Here is a 22,995-nt window from a genome sequence, read left to right as displayed (position 1 = left end):
ATGGCTGTTCGCGAAGATCAAACTATCGAATTCAGTAGCCACCGGCTTCCGTGCCGGTGGACTATGCACAAATAAATACACTACGCCCGGGGCGTGGTCCGGCAACGACCAAGACGGCGGCCATAGGCCGCCCTACGGGACTGGAGGTCACGACGAGTGTGGTATTGTAGGGCGGCTGTGCCCGCCGAGAAAGCTTTAACCCGGCAGCGACTGTGTTTCCTGGGTGGCTCGCCCTTCGACGAGAAAGCCTCATCCCTGGGTTCCTTGCTACCATAAACTCGTAAACGGGCCGCGTCTGACCTCGGTCTGCCGGACGGCCGCGGATGCTGTCGAACCTTGCCACTTGGTAAGCAACTCTCGGTACTCCCGGTTGTTGGGATCCATGGCCAGGGCTTTCCTTATAGTGTCAACCGCTGCGGCTTTCTGATCCACAGCGTATTGAACTTCAGCCATATTCTGTAGCATATCCGGGCTGTTGCCACCGGCAAGGGCCAAGGCCTTTTCCGCCATCTTCAGAGCAAGGCCGGGATTTCGAGCCGGCGGATTTGGGGCAAGGGCGTGGAGCAGTCCCAAAGCTCCATATGCCGGAGCGAATTTCTTGTCCAATTCGATCGCCTTCTCAAAGTCTTTAACGGCCAAATCGTACTCGCCCAGCTTCCGATAGGCGGTGCCCCGGTCCTTGTACAGAACCGGCGAAGACGGGTTCATTTCGATGACTTTGCTGAATTCGTCAACAGCCTTTTCGTGTCTCCCTTTGCCGCTCAGGGCCATTCCACGGTTGTGATAAGCGGACGCGGACTTGGAATTAAGTTCAATGGATTTGTCGAAATCGGCCAGTGCCTTGTCAAAGTCCTTTAGGCGCAGATGAGCTACCCCTCGGTTGTTATAGTACATGGCATTATTCGCGTCGATTTTGATAGCTCGGTCAAAGTCCTCGATGGCCGTCTGGTATTCGTGTTTCCCGTTTAGAGCAAATCCTCTGTTGTTGTAGTAGCGAGCGTCGTTGGAATTCAGACGAATGGCACGGTCGAAGTCCCTGATTGCCGAGTCGTAATCGTTTTTTCCGTTGTGAGCAAATCCTCTTGTGTTGAGTGCCTCCGACGACCCGGGATCTAGTTTCACAGCTATATCCAGCGCTTCGATCGCCCTGTCGTACTGGTTGATCGCGTTTTGAGCAAAGCCAAGCCGGATATAAGCCGCAGCGTACCCCGGATCGAGTTTGACCGCCTGGATAAGGTCTTTGATAGCAGCCTGGGCGTCGCCTTTCTTGAGCTGCGCTTCTCCCCGTTTTGCCCACGCGTGCGCGGAGTGGGGCTGGGCTTTTATTGCCTCCGAAAACCGGCTGAGCGCTTCGTCAAGATTGCCCGCGTCTTCAGCGTCCAAGCCACTTCTCAATGAGTCTATGAAATCTCCTGCTGCCATGTTTTCCGCTCCCCAGAACAGGACGAGCAGAGCGCCGACAACCAGGAAGACGTATCTTTTTGACCGCATATCCTCTCCTCAAATCGATCGCCCGTGAAACCCGGACGGCCGTGAAGGTTTCCTGCCACTGATCTATACTTGTTCCGCGGTCTTTTATCAAGAGCGGCAGGGTGCAGCAGGCAACGCGAAGTTTGAAAGCAACCTGGGTTTAGGCCGAAACGAGGACCCGCATGATACCACTTCGCTTTCCAAAGCGGCAATTCGCTCTTACCGGTGGGACAGGCATCTTGCCTGTCATTTTCTGGACAGGCGGGACGCCTGTCCCACCATGCTTGCCTCATGAATATTGCTTGTTTGAAAGCGAATTCGCATGACGTAACCGTAAGAGCATCCAGCGTCACGCCGGACCGTACCCCTACCTCGACAGTTCCGCGGCTCAGACGTTTGTTACCGGGTTGGAATGAACCGTGTTGAAATTCCGCTAAAATCTATATATTGTCCGGACTTGGTCGAGTGGGAGGTTTTCATGGACCTTATCGAAGCGCTGCGAAGGCGACACAGCATTCGGGCCTTTAAAGATGAATCCATTGCGCGCGACTTGCTGGAACAGACCCTTTCCGATGCCTCCAGAGCGCCTTCTGCATTAAACATGCAGCCCTGGGAAATTCACATGGTGCTGAACGAGGAGCGCAAGCGGCTCTCCCGGCGATTGATTCGTGCGTTCAGGGAACGAAGCATAAGCTGTGGTCCCGGCGCTGTGCGGCCTCTGCCCGACCGCTTTATGCAGCGGGGCAGGGCGTGCGCGGATGCCATGACACCTTTGGTCGAGCGTTCCGGTTCAGACTTCAAAACGTGCATAAACGAAGGGAGCCTGAATTTCTACGGAGCCCCCGCCGTTGCCCTGCTGTTCATGGATGAATCGTTTCCCCCGGAGAGAATGGCGGACATAGGAGTTTTTGCAGGGTACCTGGTTTTGGCAGCGGCCGGGCATGGGCTGGCATCGTGCCCGATCGGACTCGTCCGGGCGTACGAAGACGAAATCAAAGATCACCTGAACATTCCTGAAGAGAAGCAATTGATAGTGTCGGTGGCATTGGGCAAGGCGGACCCAATGGCCCCAATAAATGAATTCAGGTCCAGCAGAGCGGAATTGAAAGAGTTAGTGCGGTGGATCGGTTGAGAAGATTTATGGGATGATTTTCCGGGGAGGGCGAACAAAAAGGCCCTCCCCGGACCCCACCCCAAAAACTCCAAAATTATGGTATGTTATAGCGGTTGCCATAATTTTTGTCCGATTGGCAAGCACTCCATTCCGTCATTCCTGAGGAGGCAGGAATCCAGTCCCGCGTCTCGCGGGACTGGATTCCCGCCTTCGCGGGAAAGACGGGCGTTACAACGCTCTTGAAAAGTAGGCCCCGTAGATACGATCAGAAGACCAGATTGATTATCTTCCGGCCAAATGGACATTACTTTTGGCAACCGGTATATGCGAGTTTTCTGCTATTTTCGTAACACACCTGATGCGATCCGTCATTGCTAGGAGTGGAATCTCGCGTTCCGCGGGAAAGCGATCTCATTTTTGGTAGGACCGGCATCTTGCCGGTCAATCAGAAAGACCGGCAAGATGCCGGTCCTACCGATAAACATTGTTTCGGGTTGGCGCTCTCTCAATGACGATTCCTACAGGGGCTTCTCCCACACTTTTCTTACTTGCACTTAGTGCATGCCATTTGGACGGTTGATTCCGGGTTTCCGCCTCGCATGGCCTTGCCGGTGCCTTCCGCAACCCAGTAGAATGGTACCTGGCCGGTGTATCCGCCGCCTGTGATTGGCGTCAACCCTCCGAATCCAGCGCATTCTGCATTCGGGGCATCGCCGATCACAATCGAGCGATAGTCGGTCAAGCGATAGTCAATCGGGGTGGTGGCGGTCTGTCCGCAATTGGTACACTGAGAGACAACCGCGGGATTGCCGGAATAAGCAGTGGTGTCCGGATTCTTCGGCATATTTCTGAATTGAGTGGCCGCGGCCATATCCCCTTGGCCGGTCCTGGTGCCCGACCAGTGCACGGCCGCAGTAAACTGCGTGTCCAACTGCGTTTGCAATAAAAGACCCGCGCCGATCATGCTCAAAACGCCAAGGAAAAGCAGCACCATCACAACGGCGCTTCCTCTTTCGTTCTTCATTGCCTTAACCTCATTCCATTTTCAGTTGGGCGGCCCCAGGTATTGGCCCAGGACGATATTGCGAGGCGCGACCGTTATGGTCTGGGAACCTCCCATCGCCCAGGGTCCATACGTAGAATCCCCGACCAAACCGAATCCCTTGATTGTCATTCCGGTCCCCCGCCGCGGATCCGGGCCGGGGTAGCCGGCCGGGTTGGGATAGTCGGCGCCGCCGCCCCTGTCGATGACAATATATTTAATCGTCACCTCGATTACCCGGAGGTTGCCTATCTCCCACCCAAGGTCCCCGAGGGCATTACCGCTGTCAGGGGCCCAGCAAGCCGTGCTTTTATCCTGATAGTACTGCGCAAAGTTGCAGGTTACTCCTCTTGCAAAGCCGCATCGAACCTGAAAATCAGTGACCTTCACCGGCGATGGCTGTTGCCCCTCCCATCCCCCTATAAGAGGAAGACCCGCGCCTGAATTGGGAAGACCGTTGCGCATAAGAGTGCCCAGTTGAGGCTTGCTGCCTATAGGAAAGGCATCTCGGTCGGCTGCGCTGGCGATCAGTCTGTAAGATACGGCAGGCGCGACGTTCCCGCCAACCCCGGCCGGGAACTCCAGAGTAACCGTACGCTGGTTCTTGCTCTTCTGGGTACCCGACTGGGTCTCCGGCTTGAAGCTTTTCAGGGTAATAGTGTCAGGCTTATTAGTTCCCTGTCGCCGAATCACGCCTCCTATCGGAGGAGACGCACCGTCCGTCCCTACCCAGGCGCCGACGTCTGCCAGAGCTAAAGAGGTCCCACCGGCCATGGTGAACCAAAGCTTGCCCTGGCCGGCCGCGGAACCCAGGTCAAAAAAGCTGTAAGTCTTGTCCCGGGCAAGACCCATGTTCACGTGCTCGGAGTAACTCAGATACAGCTCATCAGGCCTATCCGTCCCACCGTCGTTGACCATGAGCGCCAAAGGCTGCTGCTTCATCAAGCCCATCCCCGCGCGCTCTATGTCCCTTTGTATGGTCATTAGCGCGAGTGTGACAGCCTCGCCCGCGAACTTGCGTTTGTTCGAGCCCGCGGAAGCCTTGGTCTGGAACTGGAACAAAGCAATCGCGGCTGCCGCCACAATGGCGAACACGGCCATGGTGACCAAAAGCTCGAGAATAGTGAAGCCGTTTCTTTTGTTCATCGTTTTTTCCAGCTAGTGTCGAGTAAGATCGTTCGAGTAACTTGCATGCCCGCGCGCGACTGCCGGAGTAGTTGAAAAATCCCCTCAGACTCCCCTTTACAAAGGGGGAATTCGTGCCTTTACCCCCCTTTTCTAAAGGGGGCAAGGGGGGATTTGATGAAAGCTGGCCGTATTCCCAGAATCCTCTATGTGACTGCGATGTCTGCACATCGGCGTTACTGCTGCGGGATAAAGTTGAGCACTCTCATCCTGTTAGTGCATTTGTCCACTGAATCCTTCTTACAGTCCGGATAGTCCGGCCCAGTCGGCCATCCCACCTTGACCTCCACCTGACAGATTCGGCGGTTCGTGTCCGTATCAGGGGTCACCGTCCAGGAATAGACGTAGGGTGAAGTGATGGCAGTGGGCGGCCAGTTACCGGTACCCGCTGCCAGACTTCCATCCACGCTCTTGGCTCTGAACTCCTCTATTTTTTGATTAGCCATATACTCGGCTTCTCTGGCATAATTGTTGTAACTGTCGGATTTCATTGACGTGTTGAGCATTGCAGCCACTCCCAGCATGCCCACAGACAAGATGAGCACCGCGGTCATGACTTCCACTAAGGTAAATCCTCTTTCAGATCTTCTCGGCTGCATTTCCGTGACCTTGCTTAGAGATTATCCCGCGGCTAAAGCCCTAGTTTGATCCTTCCCGCAGAATCAATGTGGAAGTTGAGGGCATGGGTCTTCGGATCGACGGCCCCTTTTTTCTTCTTTCTTATACTGACGGTATATTCGGCATGGTTTCTGGTAGCCCCTGCAAAGTCAAAGACAATGGTGGGAGTTGCCATGTCCAGATATGTCCCGTCAGGTTTTCTTACCGCCACCTCGACTTCATAGTAATCAGGGTCATAGTAGCACTCGACGGAACTCCCCGTTTTGTTCTTGATCACGGCATAAGGTACCCTTTGACTCACGGGCAAATCCGTATTCGGCAGAAATTTCAGGCACGCGGCAACCTGCACTTTTCCCGTGTTCAGAGTGTAAGTGGTGCTCGCAGCATCCGTCCACTTGACGCAGTTTGACGCATCGTCGTCGCGGCAGCTTTCACAATCGATCGAAAATGGGGAACTCGTAATCCTCCACCGCAGGTGCCCGAATTCGTCCTTTTCCGGCGTCGCTTTGTCAACGGCCGGGGGATTAGGATTCAAAGCCGTTATTCTGAACAGGTTGCCGTAGAGATAGTCCGGTTGATTGAATCCCGCCAGCTCCACGTAGTCCCCGACCTTTATGGGCAGCTCCTCCGATGTAGGCTTTCTGTCAGACACGGTCCCGCAGGTGTTACAGGTGAAAGTCACCGAATCAAGAAAGACTCTGAACGATTTGTTGTCGAGGGATCCTTGAATGCCCACCGCGGGCGCGGGCCTGACCTTAAAACCCGGCAGGCCTGAAATCGCTTGAATACGCACGGATTGAGCCGCGTTGACAAAAGAGCGGCCCGCGGCTTCAAAACGGTAGTGACTTATCCAACCGAACATGGGTCCCACGCCGATGGAAATGAAAATTCCGATTACCGCGAGGACGACCACAAGCTCGACAATGGTGAGGCCCTTTGAGGATTTCACCTGCGTGTCCTTCCGATCTGGATGGAGTAGGTAAGGATGGCGGTGGCTCCTTCCTTGTCTTTGGCCGAAACCTTGATCTGAAACTGCCCTGAGGTCTGAGTTCCGATGGTCCAGCTTACGTGCCCTTTTGGATCTATTGCCATTCCCGGCGGTCCCTCTATGGTGAGTTCCAACGGTTCGTTTTCGGGGTCCTTGGCTTCGACCTGCGCCCTATAATTGTACCCGACTATCTCCTGCTTCACAAGGCGGAGATTCGGCGCCGCGTTGATGCACACGACTTCTCTTGTAGCCGTATTACCAGGGGCCTGCGAAACATCAAAAGGGGTGACGGCAACTGCCACCTTATCCCCTGCCCGTAGGGGCTTCGCAAAGTCGACATGGCCGGAGAGGCCGTCGTAATCGACAAGATCGACCTCTTCCCCGTTCAATGACCATCGCACTTCGGCCCGCACCGCTCCGGACATCTTGATAAAAGCCTTGAGGCGCGAACCCGTTTCCGGCCGCTCCGGATCCAACTTCAGTTCGGTCACCTGCGCGGCCTCCGGCGCGGTCGACTCCGGGGCCGTCAACTCCGGCTCGTCGTCGGCATCCGTCTGGCCGAAGGACGCGCTCGGGGTCTGGAATGTCAGGCAAATTAGGCAGGCGAACAAGAGCAACCAGAGATTCAAACTATAGCCCAACGTTCCGTTACTCCCGCGGACCCCGGATCGGAGTCCGGGACCGGTGTGAGAATCCACCCTAAGAATTAATGAGGTCATGCAGAACTTTCCAGTCGAGGTTTTTTCCTATTATCGCCGACTTCCACGCTCTTCGCCACTTCTTATTGCGTTTCCCTCGGACAATAACGAGAGGATGCGGAGACCTCCGGGGACTGCGTCGGTAACCCCATCCTAATGGTGTTAGATTTTCATGCAAGCCCTGTACCAAACACCTGTCACCCCGGCGGGGCCTTCACGACATTTCGGATGGGCCGGCAGGTGTGCCGGCCCCTACCGATGCCCGTTGTTACCACATCGAGGCCTCATTCATTCGCGGATCGGTCCCATTCACAGACCATTGCGCTATTTTGAGGCCTTTGCCGCGTGACCGTCTCAATCAGAGTCATTTCTTATCCCACCCCTTGAATTGAATGGCTTTGTATGAACCTCCGCCGCCACCGCCACCGCCGCCGCCGCCGGCTCCTATCTTGACCACGGTGGCGTCGCTCTTCTGCACGAAAACGTACTCTCCGGTAGAATCCATGACCGGCTCACTCGGCATGCCCGTGCCAAGATCCACCTTGGCCCCGAAATCCGGCAACTGGATAACGTTGCGGCCGAAAGACTCGCTGACCGGGTTAAAACCGTCACCCAGCGACTGGCAGCGGTAATCCAGCATATAAAGCCAGCCATGCCCGCCCGCAGCGCACGGGTCGGATGTCGGGATGTAGGTTGTGAAAAAGACCAGTCCGAACGCGATCAGTGGGTCGCCTATGACCCGTTCACCCGGAGTGGCAAAGTCATATATGCAACTCCAGCACGGCGAGCATTTCTCAGGCGAGCCGGAGCATGACTTTGTGCATGTTCCTTGGCAACAGTCCGGTCCGCCTGTCGGAGGCGCCAGCTTCCACTCGCAGCACTTTCCGTCTCTGCTAAAGGTCTGCTTGCAGTCGGCCGCGCATTCTGCATAGCCGGGGTCGCTCGCAGTTCCGCAGACTCTCAGGAGGGTTGCAGCGTCACAGGTACCTGTGGTTTCTTCGCAACTGCGCAAGTAGTCGTACGGCGCCGTGGGCGGGCTCGCGTTGTTGTCACTCTTGCACGCGCCTTCCCCGAACGTCAAACCGAAGTTCGTGCCCGTTAACATGAATCCGCTTTCCGGGTTCGCGCTTACCGCGGGCGCCAGTGTAATCGTTGCCGGAGTGGTCGCCGTGTCAATAGTGTACGTGGCGGTGGGAGCTATTTCCGGCAAGGCTAGGCATGTCTTCACTCCGTCCGCGTCGGTGACGCAGTTAAAGCTCTTGATGTCGTCCGTCAAATTGTAAAACGACATCTTTGTCAGATCGGTCCTGTCGTTTGCACCGCCCTCTACCTTGTCGAATTTACCTGTTCCGAAAAGTACCCTGAGCTGCGGATTGGCCGTTGCAGTTGACCCCGCATCGTACGAGATTGCGGGCGCGGACTGAATCGGTTGCCGGCACCCACGGAAGATGTTGGTCTGGTCGCACGTCGTCGGATTAGTGCCGGTCGATTCCGCGGGTAGTGGTTTGGTAGGCCAGAACTCTATGTTCATACCTTTGTGATTGGAAGGATTGCCGGACCCATAATCTTTCAGGTTAAACACCATTCTGTATAAGTAACCGCGCAAGTCGCCGATGTACAGACGGTCCACAAAACCGTCTTCAGCAAATGTACCGCTAACGTCGGTCACGGTGTCGGTGGACAGGGTCTCATGATCGTTATTGCTCCAGACATCCACCAGAGACGGGCTGCCAAAGGCCCAGGGGATATAGGTTGTAGTGGAGCTTGTGGGTATATGCTGGTCAGGGAGCAGTCCCGCATCGGTCCTGGCCTTCACCGCGAGGGGCCAAAGGACTTGAAAATAATTCTCTCCCGTCTCCACGTCCAGAGCCAACATATATGGTTTTGTCAAAGCCCTCTTGAACGGTTTTTCGTCAGTGTCAGGCAGGGAACTCGGCAGGTCGCTGAAGCCGAATAACTGAAATCCCGTTCCAATAAAAGCTACATGCCGCTTGTTGTCGCAATCCCCAAAGCCGGTAGTCTGGGCAAGGGTCGGAGCAGTAGTGCCGGTGGTGGGGGGCACGTACCTCCAGAATGTAACATCCGAGGGTATGCGCACCCGACCCAAAACCGCCTTTGTCCAGGACATGGGCAGGGTCTTGAGCTTGAAGTACATCGAGTCAAAGCAGCTTTCATTGGTCCAGCTAAGCCACTCGCTGTCCGGGGTCTTTGGACACGTCGTGTCGTTGCTGGTGCCGGCGTCGTGCAATAGGTCATTCTCCCGGAACGGGAGATCGATTCTCGTCTGGCCGCTTTCCTCATAGACCACTGCCAAGTTCTTCAGCACCGGATATTCCCACAAAACCTTCGGGTTGGCCGGATCGGTCACGTCCAGGGCAAAGTACATGTCACCGCCGCCTCTTTCGCCACCGATTATGATGGTCCTCCAGCACCGATTCGAACCCGAGCAAGTGCTCGGGCGGGCATTGGGATAGGCGCAGGGGGTGGAAGAACAGGAGCAGTCGGTGGATTTGATGAACACATCCCAGGCCTTGGGCGAAAGGTCCACCATCTGCCTATGCGGGCATCCCGTGTCCCAACCGTAGGTGCTCTCGGACAAGTCGACCAAATCACCGAGCAAATTGCTGGGGACGTAAGCCCACATCTCTGCCCCCGCGGCCGGATACCCGCCTTCCGCGGTGCAATTGTAGTCCCACGTATTGTCGTCCTTTTTCAATCGGGCAATCAGGAAGGCATGTATCATGCCGTCATTTGCCCCAACATAGGCTACCTTGGGCCGCCCTTTGTACTTGGTTCCGGAGGGGTTTTCCAACCAATAGTTGCGGAAATCCCAAAAAGCCTCCGCTCCGTCACGGTAGTCCGTGGTGCCCCTCTGCAGGTTCCCATCCGCGCTGGACACCGATGCCAGAGGTGGTGGGCCGACGATCACAGGGGTAGAATAAACGATATCACCAAGCACATACCCCTTTCGGTCCCGATACCCGGTCCCACCGGGGGGTTGGCCCGTGGCGGCATCCACTTCACCGCGTGTCCAATTTATTATCTCCTTGATCGTGGTTTCGCCCAATACGCCAGTGCGGGCCTCGGACGCCGGCTGTCTCATGAGTTCCTGAAGACATTTCCAGTTATCGGTCGTGAAAGGCATCTTGCCTGCAGTTGCGGAACAGCCCGAGGGCGGAAGGTCTTTCACGTACGTGAATATGGTTCGAGCGCTGCGGTCAGTCAGAGCTTTCAGCTTTTCTCCCGCATCCCAGCAGCAGCCCCCGGACGGGCAGCCGTCTCCATGACTGCTCATCTGTGAACAAAATAAGCTGGCATTGGTCGGGATCTCGAAGTCGTACTCCCCGTCGGCGTTCGGCCAGTAAACCTCCAAGCGGCCGTTCCACAGGAAATGGTGCGCTCGATTAGCAGGATCACCCGCGTCAAAGGCCCCGCGGATAATGGCGTCACCTTCCTTGGTCTGCTGCGAAATGGTGGCAACCGCTCCGGCCGCGCCGCCAAGAGCGATCTGGCTGAAAATACTCTGAATGTAGGATTCCAACTGATCCCCATCCTTGGCCATCATGAAATGGTCGGGGCTCCGGTCAGCGTTCGCGTCCCATTCATAGTACCCGTCATTGCCCGCGCAGGTGTACATGTTAGTCCAAGTGCACGTGCAGGAACCGCACGGCTTCCCTGGCTGGCTATCACCGTTCAAGTCGGTAAATCCGCCCGCTATGGCCGCACGTGAAAGCAAATCTATGGCAGTGGCATTCTCTTCAAACACCATAATGGCGTAGGTGGACACCACCTGGTTTCCGGGCAGTTGCGGCTCTAATCGCTGGTCCTCCCTCCAGAGCTTAAAGGCAATGTCGTCCAAGTACCCGGAGCCATTGAACCTGGTCCAGGTGGAAGCCGTAACCGGGGCGCAGTTGGACGAACTTGTGGTACAGTCATCTGTCTTGCACCCGTTGTTGCACGGATGGTCCTCTGTGGGCTCGCCGTCGGTCACAAGCACAATATAGGATTTGAGGCAGCTTAGGTACGCGCCGTTGACTCGGTACGGGTCCCAGTCAAGCCCATTCGTATCGACGCCTACTTGGAAATTGTCTTTGATAGCTCCCGAGGAGTCTTTGTGCGCGTAAGTAGAGGGCTGTTGGTCGTAATAATTCTTTGCCTCCCTCATTACCTCCGCGAGCGGGGTCCATGTGGTGGCAATCAGATCGTTTATGGTGTGGACCATCTTGGGAATAGTCGTGCCCTGCCATGAGGTCATTGTGGTCTGATCTCCTATGGGATGGACCACTCTGCCTCCGTCCGCGTATCTGTCCGTGACCGTGTGTATGCCGTCCCCGCTCGGGTAGTCGGTGAAAGCCGTATCGCCGAGGTCGTACCCCTCCGCGGGGCCACGGCCATAGTTGAAGTGCATGAACCCTAGCCGCACCTTGTTAAACATATTTTGGACAATACCTGCGGGTGGGGTCCCGTCGGCAACGGTGCTGTGCTTGACCGCAAAATAATATGAGCCGTTCTCTTCCCTTTTCTGCACACCTCCCACGTACTTGACCTCGCCAGGATTCCCGTTATGCGCTGTGCCGCTCGGGTTGCCCAGGCTTACGTTATCGTCCGATATGGTATCGAGCTTTGCCGTTCCATTTGTCTCGTTCACCGTCGCGGGCCAAAAAGTCATGAGTGGCACGAACGCTCCGTTGTATGGGTCACCCGGAGATGGGGTCCTTTGTATCAGGTCATCCTCGGTGTAGAAGTGAACCAGGACACCTTGAGCAAAGGGAGTGTAGTGCACACCGGTGGAGCCGTTGTCATTAAACATTTTCCAGGCGTATACGTTCGATCCGCTTGGCTGGATACGGTGCGGATTGCCGATGAGAACGTATTCAGTAGTGTCGCCGCCGAGTCTTCCACCGGTCAACACCTTTTTCGCGATGTCAATGCGGCGCATGGTCAGCCAGTTCAGCCAGTTTCCGGAGAATTTGTCGCAGGTGCCTGTCGCGCATGCAGCCCTGTACCCCTTACTTTCAGGGTCCACCACGTTCCATCCGGACTCGGTATAGAAATAATGGTTGGTGTTGTTATACTTGTAGGTCTTATCCGGGTCAAAATAGCCGTAGTACTTTTTCGTCGGGCTGTATCCGTAGGAAGCGTCTCCGCTAAACCCGGTGTCAGTCCGGTTAATGGTTACCGTCACCTTGGCTGTGTTGGGATCGGATGTATCATAAGCGTAGCTCGCATTGTCGCTGCCTGACGTTTTTGTGCATGTTCTGCTCTGGAGGTATCGTGAGCATCTGCTGCCGGCCCATTGGCACCTGTAGATCCAGGTGCAATCGCCGGAATGCGCCCTACCAAATGCATCACAACTCCAAGTGAACTCGGGGTAGGTGGTGCAAGCGGTGACATTTTGGCATGGCGTTCTTGATGTCTTTGTGCCGCAAGTACTGGGCTGGCCTGAACACTTGGTGTTAGTGACAGGAGGACAGGTAAACGTATTATTCTGGCTGTACGATCCCGTCTCCTCGTTGTACGCAAACCCGTTCATACTTCTGGAGTTGTCGAGGATGAGAAGAACATTGGATTTCTCACCGGTGCCGATGAATGGAGGCGCGGAGCAGTCCTCAGCCACGGCAGGTAAAAAAGAGAGCAGCAGAAAGGAAAGGGCGATCAGGACAGTAGTCCAGGCCATCTTTGATATCTGTATTTTCATGGATCGTCCCTCCCTTACCTTTGAGCTTTCGGAGCTACACGAACAATTGTGAGGCGCCGGTCGTCCGACTGATATGGCTTCCCCTCGGTTTCTGCTGTACCGCCGGTGACGTACTCGACGTTGACTATGTCTCCACGTTTGAGGCCGCGGCGGTTAATCGGCTTGCCGTCGATCCCGTAAAACTTCGTGATCTCGGTAATGTGATATTGTCGGCCGCTCAAGAGCAACCGGTGGAATTTCATCTCTTCAAAAATGAGGCCTGTGGCAGTTTCCTTGGTCTGCACTGTAGGCGAAGGCTTCGGCGCTGCTCCGGCGCCCTGTGCGGCCGCCTGCGACGTGAAAACCAGGCCGGCAAAAACAAGACATGTTGTTAAAAGGAGCAAGGACCGGACGGTGCTGAGTGATTGTCCAGACGGCCTCATGTCGGAACCTCCTTAGTAAGCCTTATATAGAGGGTAAAAACTAACGGCAGAATACACCGCAGGACATATAGTCAAGAAACGTGCCAATAGGAATAATGGGCTCAGAAAGGGCCACTATTTGCATGAGGGTATTCCCGCGCTCCAATGTGGGACTCGCGGACCTCGAGTCTGTGACAAAATGTGGCATGACGGAGGGGGGTGTATCGGTAACTAGTTAATATGACGCAATTAGTTACTGTAAAGAAAGTTGATAGGTAAGGGCAGGACTATTAAATTTGTTTATGGTTGCAGGTGATGGGGTTGGTGGCTGGGAGCCTCAAGGCAAAAAATGTGGGACAGGCTTTCCAGCCTGTCATTGCCCTGTGTGAGCCGGCATCAAGGCAGGCTGGAAAGCCTGCCCCACAACAGCAGTTTAGTACCGCGTGTAATCCACGCAATCCTGCCTGAACTCCTCAATGATCTCATCGGTAAGCGTCGGGCGGATCTGGGAGATCATCTCCAGGAAAATCTTGGTATCGAGTCGGTAATCTTCCCCTTTCACCAGCTCCCGTTCGAATGAGTGCTGCGTTACCTTCTGGAACAGGTATTCGATATCCGCAGGAGTAAAGAGAGGTATTTGGGACACGATCTTGTCCACGTCCACGTCTCCACAGTTGGTTTTGGACAGATAATGCTCGAATATGGTTTTTCGGCCCTCGCTGTCCAGACCTCCCACAGGTATGATGCAATCGAAACGCCCGGGCCTGAGAAGTGCGGCGTCCAGATGGCGAATGTAGTTCGTTGCGCATACCAGAAGGTTCTTCTTATCCTCTGCTTTGAGGATTGGGACCTGCTTGAGAAATTCGTTGGTGATAGACTTATCAATCCGGGAAGCTTGATCGCGGCTCCCTGCGATTTCCTCGAACTCATCGATAAACATTACCACTTCGTCCAGTTCTCGTGCCTTCTCCATGAATATCTTGAGGTTGGCGCCCAGGCGATCTTCACCGTCGGCCATCAGGCTGCTGGGACTGACCTCCACGAACCACCACCGGAGAATACTCGCTATGGCCCGCACAAAATAGGTCTTTCCCGTGCCGGGAGGACCAAAGAAGATGATCGTCCTCGGAGGGACTACCCCGTGCTTCCGAGCCAGCTCAGCCTCAGTGAGCGGAAGTATAATCCTCTTGCTGACAATCTGCTTGGGGGGCTGTGATTCGGAAATTGTGTCCCAGACGGACCTGTCGACCATCTGGGCCCCCATCTCTTTCAGTAGATGGCTCCTGGTAGATCGTTCCAGTTCATCTCGAACCAATTCCGAATTTTCTATGAAATCCACACAAGCGACCTTTATGCCTACGTCCCTTCCCAGCCTTTCGGACAAAAACCACTTGTGTTGAAGGATCTTTACCCACAGGTCTCCGGCCACATCCGGTTCCACTTTATGCCCGCTGAATTCGAATATGCGTGTTACACACTCTTCCGGAGGCGGAATGTCCGTAACGATTTCCATAATTTCCTCCACAAAAAAATAAAACGGAGATCCTTTTCAGAGAAGAAGCGACCTTTATCCCGTCTCTCTCCGAGTGTCAAGCCTGAAGGTTTTATTTCTTGGTCGTTGGACGCCAGGGTTTCGGGCTTGCAATGTCTCTTTGTCCTGGGCCGTGATACAATGATTCGGTCCGGACTTAACGGGTGAGACATGCCTATCGCATAACAGTTCCCGAGCAAGCAGGATTCGGCAAATAGAGGTAACCATTCAGTCTTGCGGGGGTAGAAGGGATTCTGAGCCCTGAAAGGGCGTACCAATGGTAGCCACGGGTGTAACCCGTGGACCGGAAGCACTGCCCCAGCCCTGAATCACCGACCCTGGAGGGGTCGACGAATCCCGAAGTCCAACTCACATTCATGGTCGACCCCTCCAGGGTCGGTGATCCAAATGATTGTGTGGGCCATTCTCCACGGGCTTACGCCCGTGGCTACTTTTGGGCTGCCCCTTCGGGGCATGGGCGACGCTCCCGCACGTAAGTGAATGATTACAAATAGAGTAGATGCGATCAACTAAACGGACAGATCATGGTTGATAAGAAGGTCATACTCCAGGAAGTCGGCCCGAGGGACGGCTTGCAGAACGAGCGTCGCGCGCTTTCGCCTGAGGTGCGGGCGAAACTGATTGAGAAGCTTGTTAATTCGGGGCTGGCCAGGATTCAGATCGGGTCTTTTGTGGATGCTCGCCGCGTTCCCCAGATGGCGGGAACGGACATGGTCTGGCAGCTTGTGGGCAAAAAAACAGGTGTCAGGTACAGTGCATTGGCCTTGAACAAGCATGGGCTCGAAAGCGCGATAGCCGCGAGCGTTCCCCACGTGGAGATCTACGTGTCCGCGTCAGAAACCCACAGCCGGAAAAACGTGGGCAAGAGCGCCACAGAAGCGCTGCTTGAGGCCTCGGGCATGATACGGCATGCGCTGGCTCACGGCTTGAGCGTCACCGCGGGGGTAATGTGTGCGTTCGGGTGCTTTTTCGAGGGAGCAGTTCCGGTTGAAAAGGTCGCGGAGATCGTGGCCGAGCTTAATATGGCGGGGCAGGGGTCACGCCTGCCTGAAGGAGGCAGGCAATCCCGCGATTCGCGGGACTGTGCCGGACAGGTCGAGATCGGCCTTGCAGACACGACGGGAATGGGTGATCCGGATTCAGTGAAAAGGGTGTTAGAGTCTTTGGCAGGACTTATCGCGATGGATCGGATTGCCATGCATCTCCACGATACCAGGGGATTAGGCATCGCGAATATGAAGGCGGCCTTGGAGATGGGAGTACGGCGATTTGACACTTCCGTGGGCGGGCTGGGCGGTTGTCCGTTTATACCGGGTGCGGCGGGAAACATTGCCACAGAGCGCGTGGTAGAGGAAGTAGAATCTATGGGCTTCTCAACAGGAGTAAATGTGGAGAGAATCAGGCAGGTCGCAGAGGATGTGGTGGCGCTGCTCGGCAGAAGTCCCGCGCCATAATTAGCCGGCACCGACCTGGGAACCAGGTCAGTGGCACCTCCGGGATGGCTGAATGGCAGATATGTGGGGCAGTCCCGCGGCTCGCGGGACTGCCCCACAACAACAACTCAAATCCGACTCATTAAGCCACCAATAGTGCCCCGAACCTTGTTGCAAGAACTCCCATAATCCTTCATGAACAGCGCAACGCTGCGACGCGGCTACCCTTCGTCCTCTTCTTCGTCTTCGTCGTATTCCTCGTCGCCGTAGTCCTCGTCCCAGAAGTCTTCTTCATCGTCTTCTTCATCGTCATCGTAATCGTCTTCGTCTTCGTCCTCGTCGTATTCGTCGTCCTCGTCAAGGTCTTCTTCGTCCTCGAAATCTTCGTCCCACTCCTCGGTCGCCTCTTCGTCCACTTCCTCCTCATCCCTCGGCTTGAGATAGAATGGAACGGTTCTGACAAATGGTCCTTCAGGGTCATACTTTTCCGGACACCGGATAGGAGCACTCGCTGACCTTGAGGATTCCGGCCCCCAAGGATCAGGAAGCTCCAGCACAATTTCGAAGGAATCCTTTCCTATGGCATTCACTCTCCACTCTCCCGAAATAAGATGTTGCATGCAGCTTATCATGAAACGAGTCTTGTCCCAATAAGCATCACGTGAAAATCCCGAAAACCGGCTTTGCGATCATGAGGGCTCGGGTCACCCTCAATTTCCGTGCGCTGGGAGCGGGGCAAGGAACTCTTTTGGTACCGAAGTGAATTGACTTTGGCGCGAGCCAGGCATTATGGTCAAGAAACGCGAACATTGCGAGTTCGGGGCGCTTCTCTCGGAAACAGGGAATCATCCTTGCCTCATGGTAATAGGAGGACAACATGGGTGGCGAAGACAGACCGGAAGTTGAATACCTTTCCTCGGAAAGCTTGAAGGGCTTTCCGTTCTCCGAGGCGGTACGGGTGGGAAACATCCTCTACCTGTCGGGACAACTGGGATTAGACAGCTCCCGCAAGCTGGTTCCAGGTGGAATTGCTGCCGAAACACGGCAGACTCTGGAGAACATTAAATCCACTCTCGAAAAATATGGCTCCTCGCTCGACCATGTTGTCAAGGTCACTTGTATGCTGGCCGACATGAGCGAATGGGCAAAGATGAACGAGATCTATGTAACCTATTTCTCCAAGCACCTGCCTGCGCGGAGTGCCCTCGGAGCAAATGGGCTGGCGCTTGGGGCACGCGTCGAGATCGAGTGTATCGCAGTGTTGAAATGATGGATTCGCAATATAACGGCTCGAGGCAACGGCACGTTTCTAGGGACTAGCCCGAGCCCGCGCACGCAACGCCCGAAGTCTATTGACTCAGCCATTCATCTGTTATATTCGCCATCTTCCATACGGCATTTGTATCCCTACGCCCACAAAAGGATATGACCGACCCATGACCAAGGAAGAGGTTCTGTCGAAGGTCAGGAAGCTCTTTGAGCTCTCCAATTCGCCCAATGAAAATGAGGCCGCCCTGGCCGCGTCAAAGGCTCGTGAGCTTCTGGCCAGGTACAACTTGAGCATTGCAGAGTTGCCGCCGGACGATATGAACAGCGCCCTCAAGCCCACCGAGGCATCTGTGCGTGTAGGCAAGGCTGTCAGGAATTGGGTGAAGGGGTTGCTGATTCATGTTGCCGAAGGATTCGATTGCGAGCACATCATCCGCAGGCGACACGGCTCCGACCCCATTTTATCGTTCATAGGCACCCCGGCTGACGCGGCGGTCGCTGTCTCGACCTTTCAGTTTCTTTACCGGCAGCTTCACCGACTCTTGGAGCGAGCCCTTCCCAGGCTCAAGGGAGACAACAGGAACTGGAGCACTGCTGCTCTGAAATCCGCCTACTTGGACGGAGCAGTCAAACGGATCGGCGAGCGGTTCCGGGAGCAAACGCAAGCCATCAGGGCCGTAGAACGCGATGGCTGTAAGGCCCTGGTCCTGGTCAAGGAACAGATGATAAACAATTACATGGCTGCCGCTTTCCCAAATATCAGATTGGAATACGGCCGAAGGAGGGTTGTGAGCGCGGCTGCTTTTGAAAAAGGATATTGCGATGCAGGTACGATTCACCTGCGACCGGGTACGGCAAACGAGGGTTCAGAGCGATTGGCCGTCACTACGTAGAGGCTTGAGAGGAAGTGTGTTGACAGCTTTTGACTCATCTCTCACCCGCGTGGAATCGAAAGGTAGCGTTAATAAATGAGCCAAGAGCAGGCTTGAACCCAAGCCCCAAGCCAAATAGATCGAAGGATTGAAACATGGAAGTTGACCAAGAGACAGCCATTGCCCGGTTCTTGTCGCTTGCCCGTTTGTGCCATGAACGGCGCCTGACCGCGGTCGAGGTAATACACCAAATTATTCACTTCTACCAGGAAGTACGCATATTCACGGCCGATCTTGACAAGGATGATGACATGTTGCTCTTTCAGTGGGGAGCGAGCCGGAATTTACTATTCGCCGAGCCGACTGATTTGCGTCCACTTAAAGACGGCAAACTGGAGTTTGATGACGTTGAGTCCGCGTTCCTGGAATTCACGCGGCAAGTCTTTGCCCCTGGGGACGATGAAGAGGCCGAGTTTGATGATTTGGCAATTCACATGAGTATCATTCTTTTGTACGGTCCTGCGAGCGGCCAGGAACAAGGTGGTCAACTGAGGATATCCTTGAAGCGGGCGGACGACGACGTGAAAGAGTTTGTGTCACAGCCATTCGTATCTGAGCGGCTTCATGCAGATCCAACCCGATATGTGTCTTTAGTTGGCTTCTGCGGGTAGGCCTGTTGAGCAATTTCAATAACAATATCCGTGTTTGGAATGGAGGGGAAAGGCGGAGACCTCCCTCACATTGAAGGAAATGTCCAATCAAAGGGGGAACTTCTTTGTTGACAGCAAGTGTGCGATCTCTCTTAGAATTTTTTCGGCCTCCGCTTTACTGTTCGCCTTTTCCAGCATGTGGAACACTGTGTCCATGTACTGGCGACTATTGCTGAGTCGCCAATGATAAGTACGCTCCAGCCACATTCCATTCGCTGCACTATCCATCTCGATACCCCAATTTTTAAGTATGTCTCTGGATTCCTGAGCTGCCCAATGCCTCCACGGTACGATATGGTGAGCATCATGGTCTGGAGAGGGTCTTGGTCTTACAGCCTCGGTCAGGTTTTTGCCAAGAATCTGTGAAGGATGGCTCCCTAACAGGAATAGAATGGGGTCGACCCATTTTTGGCGCCAAGCCTCCTGTTCATCGAGAGCGACCATGGCCCCTTCTCTGACGCCTTGAGCGTATGGAGATTTGTCTGTCGGGGCCAAGTCAGGCGGCGCCTTGCCATCGTGAATGGCCCAGTATCCATCACTCCAGCCTTGCTCATGCTCTTCTTTTTCCTCTGCTTTATCCTGTGCTTTACCGGGCCATTCCAAGCCCAATTCTGCATACGATTCCGGATTTTGACCGGCTGTCCCGGCCCACCGCTTCATCTCTTGCAGCATTGCTATGATCACATTGTCCGTCTCGTGCTTCAGCTTTTCGTCCACGTACGCATCGATGGACTCGGGGGAAGGCTTGCCGGACTCTTCGTCCTCGGTGCTGGAATGTTTGCTTCGTTGCCCGGTGTGACTCGAACTAAACTCCGGATGGGTGGCGAACCACCAGCGCCGCTGCTGGTCGGTTTCAATCATGGTGGTCTCCTTTGGTGGAAGGAAGGGATTACTTGTCGCTTCGCGGGATGTTTGCGTACCAAGGATCGGAATCTATCGGTTCGAGCAGGCCGTTTCCCTTGGCGTCTTCCAGAGCGGTCAGGACCCAGACCAGGGCTTTCATGACAGGTGATTTGAGCAGCTCATCGAGCGGTTGTCGCAGCGTGTATCCTAATATGGGACAGTTTGCTTCGTGGATCAAGAGTCGGCCAGCGAGGATCAATCCTCGAGTCTTTTCCAGGGCTGAACGATAGTTGGAAAGGGTCTTGTCCGGCACGGCCATGACTGTGGCTGTGGTGTCACGGCCCCTGAAAAGGGAGCGATCGGAGGAGGAAGGGTTGGAAGAGGGCTGAAAAGAAGAAGAGTTTTCAAAGGGATTTTCGTAAAAACACAGGCCGTCCAGGGTCCTCAGATAGGCTGTGGCGAGGTCGTCGCGAGCATCGACCCAAATCACGTCCACGAGAAAACGGTCCCTGGCCTCCAGGGCAGCGTCGCCCAGTTCCCAGAGGCCGCCCCGCTTTTCCCACAAGCAATGGTAGCGTCCTTCGAGACGCTCGCCCACAATGCAGATATAGCCGGTGTCTTGATCGGGCCATCCGATCCCGGCCCAGATCCGGTTGAATCCTTCTTTTCGACTTGTTCCTGAAACCTCGATGGTTCCGTTTTCACGGTATTCCGCGCGCATGGTCCTAAAACTCCCCTTTTGGCAACCGGCCTGCAATGAACCGGTTTTCCCAACTGTGCGTGCGCATCTCGTTGGCAATGGCCAGGGCCATGATCTCATCATCGTGAGTGAGCCTGGAATCAGGTGATTTGTAGTTCTGCCTGAAGGTTTTCTTCTCGGGGTCCCATACGAAACCTTGCATCTCCAGCAGCGTTGTCTTGCTGAAGATTTTCAGGCCCCGGCTTTCCAGGGTTTCTGCCAGCCGACTGAGCATTGCCTCTTTGGTGGTGCGGTTGGTGATCCATCCGAGCCTCCGGGTTTCTTCCGGAATCTTTCGGTCGGTGTAGGTGTGGTAGTACAGATTTGGATAGCCCGTGATCTGGGGATATTCTGCCAACCCGCGTTCGCAGACAGCCAGCGTAGCCAGTCCCGGGCCGTTGCGCTCGATTCCCAGCAGCCCGAAATTGTAATAAGAGCCCAGAAGATAGGCATCCACTCCCGCGCTCTCGGCGCGAACCCTGTTGGAACGGTAAACCGCAACCACTTCGCGTGTCTCGTTGCATATCACCTGAATAACGGTGTAATCCGCCCCGATCCCTTCGCCGACATCCATGCCGAGGCTGTAACTCAGAGAAGCCTCGGGGAGTTTCCAGATCATCAGCGGCCCATCGGCTTGTTCGACGAACCGTGCCTCCGCGGAATTGCCGGGACAGAACTCCAGATATCCCTGCGTCAGAGGCGGTCGCTCAGTGTGCTCGATAAGCTCCTGAAGCACCTCTTGATCGAACCAGGGCATACCGGTAAACAAGAAGGCCAGATGAGGCGCCGCTGGGTATTCCTGATGGAACTTCTCCCAGGAGTTGTGGCACTGATTTTTCTTGGTGTAGCAGGCCCATTTCATCTGCGAGGGGTCTAAGGCATGGGCGCTTGCATATTTGCTTTCGGTTTCGGTCAATGAAAGGCGCTCTGAAGGCGCACACGGCAGGCTGTACTCCGGGAAACCCTTCCAGGAGAGAAATATGGGTTGCATGTCGGATTCGCCACGCTCAGCCGCGACCCACGTTCTGTGGAAGAGGTTATGAATTCCGTTTGCGGTAGATTCCCAAAAGACCAGCGTGTCCCAGTGCTGCGGGACTGACTGGTTGATGCCGAGGACAGGGTCTTCCGGGTTTTCCCAAAAGGCCACCTCGCTGGCGTGGACATAATGAAACGTGCCTCCACGGCCAAGGTTGCGGTTACCGGCGGTGTCCACCTGAATCTTGGAGTAGTGCGGGGGAGCATATTCGAGACATCTGACGCTGCTCCTGGCAAGGGGAGACGCGAGGTCCGGGGGAAGAAGGTGTCGGCGGAAGCGCTGAGCCATCGCGAACAGCACTTGAGCGCTTTCAATGGAATGAGCGGCCACCAGTCCGAAACGCCTGGGATACCGCGTTACCAGAGCGAATATGAACGCCTCGATCAGCGTGGAGATGCCTAGTTGCCGCGATTTGCAGCAGATGAAACGCGCGGGGACCCTATTCTCACGGCATTCCATGAGCCTGTGAAATACGATCTCCTGTGACCTATTCATTATCAGGGGGACAAGTTCACCCTGTTTGTTGATGATCTTCAGGCCTTCTATGAACTTTTGGATGTCGAAAACACGCTCGCCCGCAGATGGGGCCAGTCGCCGAAACGCATCCGCCAGTTTCTCGACACGATTCTTCAGGCGCTGAAAAGAGAAATTCTCCTGCCGTATCGGCTCATGGTTCCCGCTGTCCGGCATTCCACACTTCCAGCGGCTTGCAGTCGGACTCGGAAGTTTTCATTAGCAATTCCTCCATTCTCGTTTCCAACTGATCCAGCCTGGCCCCAAGCTGAGCTGCATCTTCGTTTTTGAGCTTTGTTTCCATCATGGCCCGGGCGGTGTTTAGCAGTTTGTCCAGCATCTTTATCCGGTCCATCGACTGTTTGGATGCGGCAGGGACTTCCGCGATCAATCGGATGATCAGATCCAGTGCCAACGATGGATTGAGCCCGGCCGCTGCAATCTCCCGCATTCGACAGATCAGGTCGGGATCGAGGGAACTCGCGGCGTCTGCAGAGTTTTCGGGTGAAGCGTCGTCAACAGGGGAGGTGGGACCACTGTTTCGTTTTGCACGTTCCCGGTCAGACATTGCCATGGAAGTCACAACTCCGTTGTGGTGGGCATCAAGAATTTCCCTCGTTCCCAGGCTCCAGCCTGGGAACGAGAGCGATAGGGGGCCTTTGGAGCCGCGTTACAGTTCCATCTTCCCTTACGAGAGGGCAGGGCGAGGAGGGGTCTTACTACGATTCCACCTCTTTCATGACTTTTGGGGCAGTCTCAATAGGACTGGGAGCGGCGGGCACGGCCCGCCCTACGATAGGGCGACACGCTCCTG

20 protein-coding genes are annotated in these 22,995 nt (G+C 55.1%); 5 read left to right on the top strand and 15 right to left on the bottom strand.

Going from position 1 to position 22,995, the window contains the following annotated elements:
• Positions 1–267: 267 nt before the first annotated feature.
• Positions 268–1,491: a tetratricopeptide repeat protein gene (locus HY913_08885; protein MBI4963380.1), complete on the bottom strand. Its 1,224-nt coding sequence runs from the start codon at positions 1,489–1,491 to the stop codon at positions 268–270.
• 457 nt (positions 1,492–1,948) lie between these two features.
• Between HY913_08885 and HY913_08880 the strand changes: the two genes are divergently transcribed.
• Positions 1,949–2,602, top strand: coding sequence for a nitroreductase (locus HY913_08880; GenBank protein MBI4963379.1), 654 nt, complete (start codon positions 1,949–1,951; stop codon positions 2,600–2,602).
• A 526-nt stretch (positions 2,603–3,128) separates the two neighbouring features.
• Here the strand turns inward: HY913_08880 and HY913_08875 are convergent.
• The 9 genes from HY913_08875 to HY913_08835 form a co-directional block, all read right to left on the bottom strand.
• On the bottom strand, positions 3,129–3,608 hold the full coding sequence (locus HY913_08875) for a hypothetical protein (GenBank protein ID MBI4963378.1): 480 nt from the start codon (positions 3,606–3,608) through the stop codon (positions 3,129–3,131).
• A gap of 21 nt (positions 3,609–3,629) precedes the next feature.
• Positions 3,630–4,772 (bottom strand): prepilin-type N-terminal cleavage/methylation domain-containing protein, encoded by a 1,143-nt coding sequence (locus HY913_08870; GenBank protein MBI4963377.1) that lies wholly within the window; start codon positions 4,770–4,772, stop codon positions 3,630–3,632.
• A 215-nt stretch (positions 4,773–4,987) separates the two neighbouring features.
• Positions 4,988–5,410, bottom strand: coding sequence for a prepilin-type N-terminal cleavage/methylation domain-containing protein (locus HY913_08865; protein MBI4963376.1), 423 nt, complete (start codon positions 5,408–5,410; stop codon positions 4,988–4,990).
• Positions 5,411–5,442: 32 nt separating this feature from the next.
• Positions 5,443–6,378: a prepilin-type N-terminal cleavage/methylation domain-containing protein gene (locus HY913_08860; protein ID MBI4963375.1), complete on the bottom strand. Its 936-nt coding sequence runs from the start codon at positions 6,376–6,378 to the stop codon at positions 5,443–5,445.
• The gene (locus HY913_08855; protein MBI4963374.1) at positions 6,375–7,136 is read right to left on the bottom strand and encodes a hypothetical protein; all 762 of its coding nucleotides are present in this window, start codon (positions 7,134–7,136) and stop codon (positions 6,375–6,377) included. The genes HY913_08860 and HY913_08855 overlap by 4 nt, the downstream gene beginning before the upstream one ends.
• A gap of 343 nt (positions 7,137–7,479) precedes the next feature.
• A complete protein-coding gene (locus HY913_08850) occupies positions 7,480–12,813 on the bottom strand; it encodes a hypothetical protein (GenBank protein MBI4963373.1) in 5,334 nt (1,777 codons plus the stop codon).
• A 14-nt stretch (positions 12,814–12,827) separates the two neighbouring features.
• On the bottom strand, positions 12,828–13,235 hold the full coding sequence (locus HY913_08845; GenBank protein ID MBI4963372.1) for a hypothetical protein: 408 nt from the start codon (positions 13,233–13,235) through the stop codon (positions 12,828–12,830).
• 412 nt (positions 13,236–13,647) lie between these two features.
• A complete protein-coding gene (locus HY913_08840) occupies positions 13,648–14,727 on the bottom strand; it encodes an AAA family ATPase (GenBank protein MBI4963371.1) in 1,080 nt (359 codons plus the stop codon).
• Positions 14,728–14,920: 193 nt separating this feature from the next.
• Complete coding sequence (locus tag HY913_08835; protein ID MBI4963370.1) at positions 14,921–15,124, bottom strand: hypothetical protein; 204 nt, start codon at positions 15,122–15,124, stop codon at positions 14,921–14,923.
• Between the two features lie 166 nt (positions 15,125–15,290).
• Between HY913_08835 and HY913_08830 the strand changes: the two genes are divergently transcribed.
• The gene (locus HY913_08830; GenBank protein ID MBI4963369.1) at positions 15,291–16,220 is read left to right on the top strand and encodes a hydroxymethylglutaryl-CoA lyase; all 930 of its coding nucleotides are present in this window, start codon (positions 15,291–15,293) and stop codon (positions 16,218–16,220) included.
• A 200-nt stretch (positions 16,221–16,420) separates the two neighbouring features.
• On the opposite strand, the gene HY913_08825 is transcribed toward HY913_08830, so the two are convergent.
• Positions 16,421–16,789, bottom strand: a complete 369-nt coding sequence (locus HY913_08825) for a hypothetical protein (GenBank protein ID MBI4963368.1) — start codon at positions 16,787–16,789, stop codon at positions 16,421–16,423.
• 287 nt (positions 16,790–17,076) lie between these two features.
• Here HY913_08825 and HY913_08820 point away from each other — a divergent pair, with 287 nt between their 5' ends.
• From HY913_08820 to HY913_08810, 3 genes are all read left to right on the top strand, one after another.
• On the top strand, positions 17,077–17,469 hold the full coding sequence (locus tag HY913_08820) for a RidA family protein (protein ID MBI4963367.1): 393 nt from the start codon (positions 17,077–17,079) through the stop codon (positions 17,467–17,469).
• A 166-nt stretch (positions 17,470–17,635) separates the two neighbouring features.
• Complete coding sequence (locus HY913_08815) at positions 17,636–18,361, top strand: DUF2786 domain-containing protein (GenBank protein ID MBI4963366.1); 726 nt, start codon at positions 17,636–17,638, stop codon at positions 18,359–18,361.
• Positions 18,362–18,495: 134 nt separating this feature from the next.
• Positions 18,496–19,011, top strand: coding sequence for a hypothetical protein (locus HY913_08810; protein MBI4963365.1), 516 nt, complete (start codon positions 18,496–18,498; stop codon positions 19,009–19,011).
• An 87-nt stretch (positions 19,012–19,098) separates the two neighbouring features.
• Here HY913_08810 and HY913_08805 read toward each other — a convergent pair whose 3' ends face one another.
• Genes HY913_08805 through HY913_08790 form a run of 4 tightly spaced genes read right to left on the bottom strand, consistent with a single transcriptional unit; the run spans position 19,099 to position 22,755 of the window.
• Entirely contained in the window at positions 19,099–19,911 is an 813-nt protein-coding gene (locus HY913_08805) for an AHH domain-containing protein (GenBank protein ID MBI4963364.1), read from the bottom strand.
• A gap of 28 nt (positions 19,912–19,939) precedes the next feature.
• Positions 19,940–20,614: a hypothetical protein gene (locus HY913_08800; GenBank protein ID MBI4963363.1), complete on the bottom strand. Its 675-nt coding sequence runs from the start codon at positions 20,612–20,614 to the stop codon at positions 19,940–19,942.
• Positions 20,615–20,618: 4 nt separating this feature from the next.
• On the bottom strand, positions 20,619–22,358 hold the full coding sequence (locus HY913_08795; GenBank protein ID MBI4963362.1) for a hypothetical protein: 1,740 nt from the start codon (positions 22,356–22,358) through the stop codon (positions 20,619–20,621).
• Positions 22,336–22,755 carry a hypothetical protein gene (locus tag HY913_08790; protein ID MBI4963361.1) on the bottom strand — a complete coding sequence of 140 codons (420 nt, stop codon included), beginning with the start codon at positions 22,753–22,755 and terminating at the stop codon, positions 22,336–22,338. The genes HY913_08795 and HY913_08790 overlap by 23 nt, the downstream gene beginning before the upstream one ends.
• Between the last annotated feature and the right edge of the window lie 240 nt (positions 22,756–22,995).

The sequence above is a fragment of the Desulfomonile tiedjei genome, assembly GCA_016212925.1.
Taxonomy (GTDB): domain Bacteria; phylum Desulfobacterota; class Desulfomonilia; order Desulfomonilales; family Desulfomonilaceae; genus JACRDF01.
Note: the sequence above shows the minus strand (reverse complement) of the source record. Positions and strands in the feature narration are given on the sequence as shown.

Excerpts from the sequence above, each read along its gene's own strand:
- HY913_08855 (MBI4963374.1), bottom strand. The coding sequence starts at position 7,136 with ATGACCTCATTAATTCTTAGGGTGGATTCTCACACCGGTCCCGGACTC.
- HY913_08820 (MBI4963367.1), top strand. The coding sequence starts at position 17,077 with ATGGGTGGCGAAGACAGACCGGAAGTTGAATACCTTTCCTCGGAAAGC.
- HY913_08885 (MBI4963380.1), bottom strand. The coding sequence starts at position 1,491 with ATGCGGTCAAAAAGATACGTCTTCCTGGTTGTCGGCGCTCTGCTCGTC.
- HY913_08850 (MBI4963373.1), bottom strand. The coding sequence starts at position 12,813 with ATGAAAATACAGATATCAAAGATGGCCTGGACTACTGTCCTGATCGCC.
- HY913_08840 (MBI4963371.1), bottom strand. The coding sequence starts at position 14,727 with ATGGAAATCGTTACGGACATTCCGCCTCCGGAAGAGTGTGTAACACGC.
- HY913_08865 (MBI4963376.1), bottom strand. The coding sequence starts at position 5,410 with ATGCAGCCGAGAAGATCTGAAAGAGGATTTACCTTAGTGGAAGTCATG.
- HY913_08805 (MBI4963364.1), bottom strand. The coding sequence starts at position 19,911 with ATGATTGAAACCGACCAGCAGCGGCGCTGGTGGTTCGCCACCCATCCG.
- HY913_08835 (MBI4963370.1), bottom strand. The coding sequence starts at position 15,124 with ATGAATGTGAGTTGGACTTCGGGATTCGTCGACCCCTCCAGGGTCGGT.
- HY913_08815 (MBI4963366.1), top strand. The coding sequence starts at position 17,636 with ATGACCAAGGAAGAGGTTCTGTCGAAGGTCAGGAAGCTCTTTGAGCTC.
- HY913_08870 (MBI4963377.1), bottom strand. The coding sequence starts at position 4,772 with ATGAACAAAAGAAACGGCTTCACTATTCTCGAGCTTTTGGTCACCATG.
- HY913_08880 (MBI4963379.1), top strand. The coding sequence starts at position 1,949 with ATGGACCTTATCGAAGCGCTGCGAAGGCGACACAGCATTCGGGCCTTT.
- HY913_08830 (MBI4963369.1), top strand. The coding sequence starts at position 15,291 with ATGGTTGATAAGAAGGTCATACTCCAGGAAGTCGGCCCGAGGGACGGC.
- HY913_08845 (MBI4963372.1), bottom strand. The coding sequence starts at position 13,235 with ATGAGGCCGTCTGGACAATCACTCAGCACCGTCCGGTCCTTGCTCCTT.
- HY913_08875 (MBI4963378.1), bottom strand. The coding sequence starts at position 3,608 with ATGAAGAACGAAAGAGGAAGCGCCGTTGTGATGGTGCTGCTTTTCCTT.
- HY913_08800 (MBI4963363.1), bottom strand. The coding sequence starts at position 20,614 with ATGCGCGCGGAATACCGTGAAAACGGAACCATCGAGGTTTCAGGAACA.
- HY913_08810 (MBI4963365.1), top strand. The coding sequence starts at position 18,496 with ATGGAAGTTGACCAAGAGACAGCCATTGCCCGGTTCTTGTCGCTTGCC.
- HY913_08795 (MBI4963362.1), bottom strand. The coding sequence starts at position 22,358 with ATGCCGGACAGCGGGAACCATGAGCCGATACGGCAGGAGAATTTCTCT.
- HY913_08790 (MBI4963361.1), bottom strand. The coding sequence starts at position 22,755 with ATGGCAATGTCTGACCGGGAACGTGCAAAACGAAACAGTGGTCCCACC.